This is a genomic window from Bowmanella yangjiangensis, assembly GCF_017255015.1.
Classification (GTDB): Bacteria; Pseudomonadota; Gammaproteobacteria; order Enterobacterales; family Alteromonadaceae; genus Bowmanella; species Bowmanella yangjiangensis.
In genome coordinates this window covers 1-3,400 of record NZ_JAFKCS010000083.1, presented here as the reverse complement: position 1 = coordinate 3,400, position 3,400 = coordinate 1, and the positions used below count along the sequence as shown (strand labels likewise).

The window sequence follows — 3,400 nt, the reverse complement described above, 5'->3', positions numbered from 1 at the left end:
TGGTGCATGCGCCGTCGGTGTAGATGGTGTAGGTGTTGATGGGTAAGTGTTCCTTGTTTGAAGTGCAGGCAGACCTCCCCCTCCTGACGTTTCTCAGGTGGAGACTTCCAGTGATGTAGTTCAGGTGGTCGAGGCCGAAGGCCTACGGGGGAAGACCAAACGCAGAGGGGGCGACATGCGCTGGCTGGGTGTAGGGCTGAGAGCTTCGCTCGGAGATGGCCTTGGTGCTGTCTTTGCTTGGTTTGCCATTGAAGGGGTTACTACAACAATCGCACCAGAGCGAACGCCCGGAGACCTCTGGGTGGCAGTGGTCTTGGTGGTCTTTTATATGACTGGGGGCGTCTCCACCCCCTTGATACCAGCGGCCTGCAGCGAAGATCTGCCGCCATTTTTGGCGGTTCTGAGTACCCACTGCTGCAATGTTTGGTCTCTGGCCTGAAGGTCACCTTTCCATGCGTACCAAGGGTGGAGGCTGATTTTCATTGGCCAGTATCGGCCTTGGTGTTTGCGCTCAATCAGATGATGCCGCTCCAGATCAGCCAAAGCCCGCTCGACGTTACGCTGCGGAGTGCACAATGCCTCGGATAGCTCAGCTATGGAGCCAAACCAGATGTTGCGAGCCGACAGCCCGCAGGCAAGATACTTAAATACCCTGACGGCCTTGTCGCTCAGCCCGGTATCAAGAAGGCTCAGGATCTTGTCTGCGTCATAAACCAGCCGATCTATCCACCAGTCAAATGTCTGGACAGCCCGCCATAGCTCCTCATCGTTTCTGGCGTGATTGACCCAAGGTGTATCAAGCCCAACATCGGGAGCACTCCTCAGGTCACGCTTCGTCAATGCTAAGGGAGCCTCCTGCATTTGATCTGTGAGATTCAGGATTTCGCCTGACTCGATATCGACATAAAAGCGATGGCCCAGCTCATAAGAGAGAACAGCAACAGTCTTGGTCTCGACGTCACTGAGGGCAGCGCTCGGTAGTTGTTCCATACGCCCCCTTAGCGGCTCAGTTCAGCCGGGGTGAGCGCCTTCCCGCCCATGCGATTGACCGGGCCAAGTTGCAGCCAGTGAGGGGCTTCCTTGTCGTCCTGGGCTAGCTCCAAAAGGTCGGCAAGCGATTTGCTCAGGCCTGCGACCAGGGCCAGTTCCAGGGCTTCGCCCAGGCGCGTATCGCGGCCCTTCCACTTTGCCAAGGCGTTGGCCAGGGCGACCAACTGGGTGGCATGCTCGCGGAGCATATGGACATGGAAGCGCACCAGGGGAGCAGGTAGTTGATGTTTCATTGGGTAGTGTTCCTTTGTGATAGGCGAACGCCAGCGCCCTGCCAGGGGTAGCCCTGCAGGTGTCGGGAGGTGTCGCCGGGGGAGTGCTCTGGGGCAGGAAAGACGGGGCTTTGCGCGCTTTTCTTTCTGCTAGTACTGGGGGTAAAAGAGGGGTATTAGCGGCCCTGCCCATTACCGGCGCGGAAGCCGGCTTGGCCGTTGGGCTTGATGCCGGTGCTCTTACTGGACGAGCCAAAGGTGCCGCCAGACGCCGTGTAGGCGCCTAGACCAGCCGAGGCGATCTGCAGACCAGCGCCGAGCATGCCGTTCGATCCTTTGTAGAACGACGGATTCTGGAGGCCTGCCCAGGTGTTGTTATGCAGAGCCTTCTTCTCGATGTCGCGCTGGTCGTTGGCGTCTGCCAGGTTTCGATCCAGGGTGGTCATGTTGTTGGTGCCCTGGCGGATGATGTCCGCGAACAGGGAGTCGATGGACAGGCCGGATACACCGGACTCGCCGGCAGCTACTCGGGCAGTGGCAACCTCGCGCTGCACAGCCAGGCGCTGCTGGTGTTTCTGCTGGGCGGTCGCTTCGCTCTCTTGGAGCTGCTGCAGGTTCAACTGGCGGTTCTGGAGTTTGTAGTTCTCCATGGCCGCAGCGTTCTGCATCTCAGCATTCTGCTTGGCGACGGCCTCGGCGTAGTTCTGCTGGGTGTTGGATTCGTGGATTCCGTAGGCAGTGGATGCAATTGCCATTGCAGCCATAGCGGCAGCGGTTGGTACACACATTCGATTTACTCCTTGAGAAAAGATGGAAACGATTCCCGTTGGGTGGATAGTTTGAAGTCGTCCCTAGCGCACGCGGACGACTAGCCAACCTATAGAGTTCATCGTCTGGTTTGGTGCCTATGTGCTGCGCTTTGGGGTTCGGCTAGTACTGGGGGTAATAGGCTATGCCAGGTATGCGCGCTGCTCTTCCAGTTCAGCCGCCAAACGCAGGGCTTCAGCAAAGGTCTGAGGAACCTTCGGGGTGGATGCGGCCTGGGCTTCCAGTTCCTGCCAGCGGTCAACCAGCTTGGCGGTGAACTCAGGACTGAGCTGGGCGACGATGACGTAGCTGTCACGCTTACCGATGCGGTAGACGCTCATCATGCGGGTACGGCCCATAGCGTCTTTGGTGGGTTCATCCTCAGACTGAGGACGAACAATCACCTCCTTGGCTACGAGGGTCTCGATGGTGCGCTTCACGTTGTCGTGGCGGCAGCCCAGCAGCTCGGCAATCTCGCGGCTGCTCATGGTCAGGGTGGCGTTGGTGTTCAGGGTGGTCAGTGCGTTCATGTTGCCTCTCCAAAATGGTCTGAGCAGAGGCCTATGTCAGTAACTGATTGGTCTGATTGAGCGTGCTGGTAAATTCAAGCTGACTTGAGGAAAATACTCTCCTGTTGAACATAGAAAAACTAGGGAACAAAGGAGCTCGCTATATGGATTTCAATTTGGATGTGATGGAGAAGTGGGTTTCTCTTGGGGCAGGGATAATTGCTATAGTGGGAGCTCTTTTCTTCTGGAAAAAGAAGGGTGGGCCGGTTAAGCCAGAAGGAGAGGCCTTAGGGGAGGTGATTAATAGTCAAAGCGTATCTAACGTGGTTAACTTGCATCTTTCTTCTGGCGAAAATAACTCTGGGCCTTCAGGCTCGCAAGAGGCTTTGTCTTCATTTGATATACCGGCACTCAAGAAGAATGTAAGGATACTATTTATTGATGACGATCGTGGCTTTAAAATTGTTGGAATTTTAAAGAAGATGGGGTGGGAGCATACAAAGATTGTTGTTGATGTAAGCTCTCTGGAACAGTCCCAGTTAGTTGACGCAAATGTTGTGTTTGTTGACATTCAGGGTGTCGGAAAGATGATGCATTATGCTGATGAAGGCTTGGGGCTCGCACTGGCTATCAAAAGAAGATATCCGGAGAAGAAGGTCATCATCTACTCTGCGCAAGAGGAGGGCGAGCGCTTTCATGAGGCCTTGCAAGAGGCGGACTATAATCTGCCTAAAACGGCTGAACCCATTCGATTTGAAGACACCATTGTGCGGGTTATGAAAAAGAATGCTTGAACAAATTTCTAAAATTGCCCTTTGGAGT

5 protein-coding genes are annotated in these 3,400 nt (G+C 55.1%); 1 reads left to right on the top strand and 4 read right to left on the bottom strand.

The genetic code is table 11. The features are described 5' to 3' along the window. Nucleotides 1-324: 324 nt before the first annotated feature. The 4 genes from J0A65_RS21830 to J0A65_RS21815 form a co-directional block, all read right to left on the bottom strand. On the bottom strand, nt 325-990 hold the full coding sequence (locus tag J0A65_RS21830) for a hypothetical protein (RefSeq protein ID WP_206596436.1): 666 nt from the start codon (nt 988-990) through the stop codon (nt 325-327). An 8-nt stretch (nt 991-998) separates the two neighbouring features. Continuing rightward, a complete protein-coding gene (locus J0A65_RS21825; RefSeq protein ID WP_206596435.1) occupies nt 999-1,283 on the bottom strand; it encodes a hypothetical protein in 285 nt (94 codons plus the stop codon). 155 nt (nt 1,284-1,438) lie between these two features. Further along, on the bottom strand, nt 1,439-2,050 hold the full coding sequence (locus tag J0A65_RS21820) for a virion core protein, T7 gp14 family (RefSeq protein ID WP_206596434.1): 612 nt from the start codon (nt 2,048-2,050) through the stop codon (nt 1,439-1,441). Between the two features lie 162 nt (nt 2,051-2,212). Next, on the bottom strand, nt 2,213-2,599 hold the full coding sequence (locus J0A65_RS21815) for a Rha family transcriptional regulator (protein WP_206596433.1): 387 nt from the start codon (nt 2,597-2,599) through the stop codon (nt 2,213-2,215). A gap of 143 nt (nt 2,600-2,742) precedes the next feature. Between J0A65_RS21815 and J0A65_RS21810 the strand changes: the two genes are divergently transcribed. Continuing rightward, nucleotides 2,743-3,372 carry a DNA-binding transcriptional response regulator gene (locus tag J0A65_RS21810; RefSeq protein ID WP_206596432.1) on the top strand — a complete coding sequence of 210 codons (630 nt, stop codon included), beginning with the start codon at nt 2,743-2,745 and terminating at the stop codon, nt 3,370-3,372. Nucleotides 3,373-3,400 lie beyond the last annotated feature (28 nt).

Coding starts and splice junctions, on each gene's coding strand:
- J0A65_RS21825 (WP_206596435.1), bottom strand. CDS start 1,283: ATGAAACATCAACTACCTGCTCCCCTGGTGCGCTTCCATGTCCATATG.
- J0A65_RS21820 (WP_206596434.1), bottom strand. CDS start 2,050: ATGTGTGTACCAACCGCTGCCGCTATGGCTGCAATGGCAATTGCATCC.
- J0A65_RS21815 (WP_206596433.1), bottom strand. CDS start 2,599: ATGAACGCACTGACCACCCTGAACACCAACGCCACCCTGACCATGAGC.
- J0A65_RS21810 (WP_206596432.1), top strand. CDS start 2,743: ATGGATTTCAATTTGGATGTGATGGAGAAGTGGGTTTCTCTTGGGGCA.
- J0A65_RS21830 (WP_206596436.1), bottom strand. CDS start 990: ATGGAACAACTACCGAGCGCTGCCCTCAGTGACGTCGAGACCAAGACT.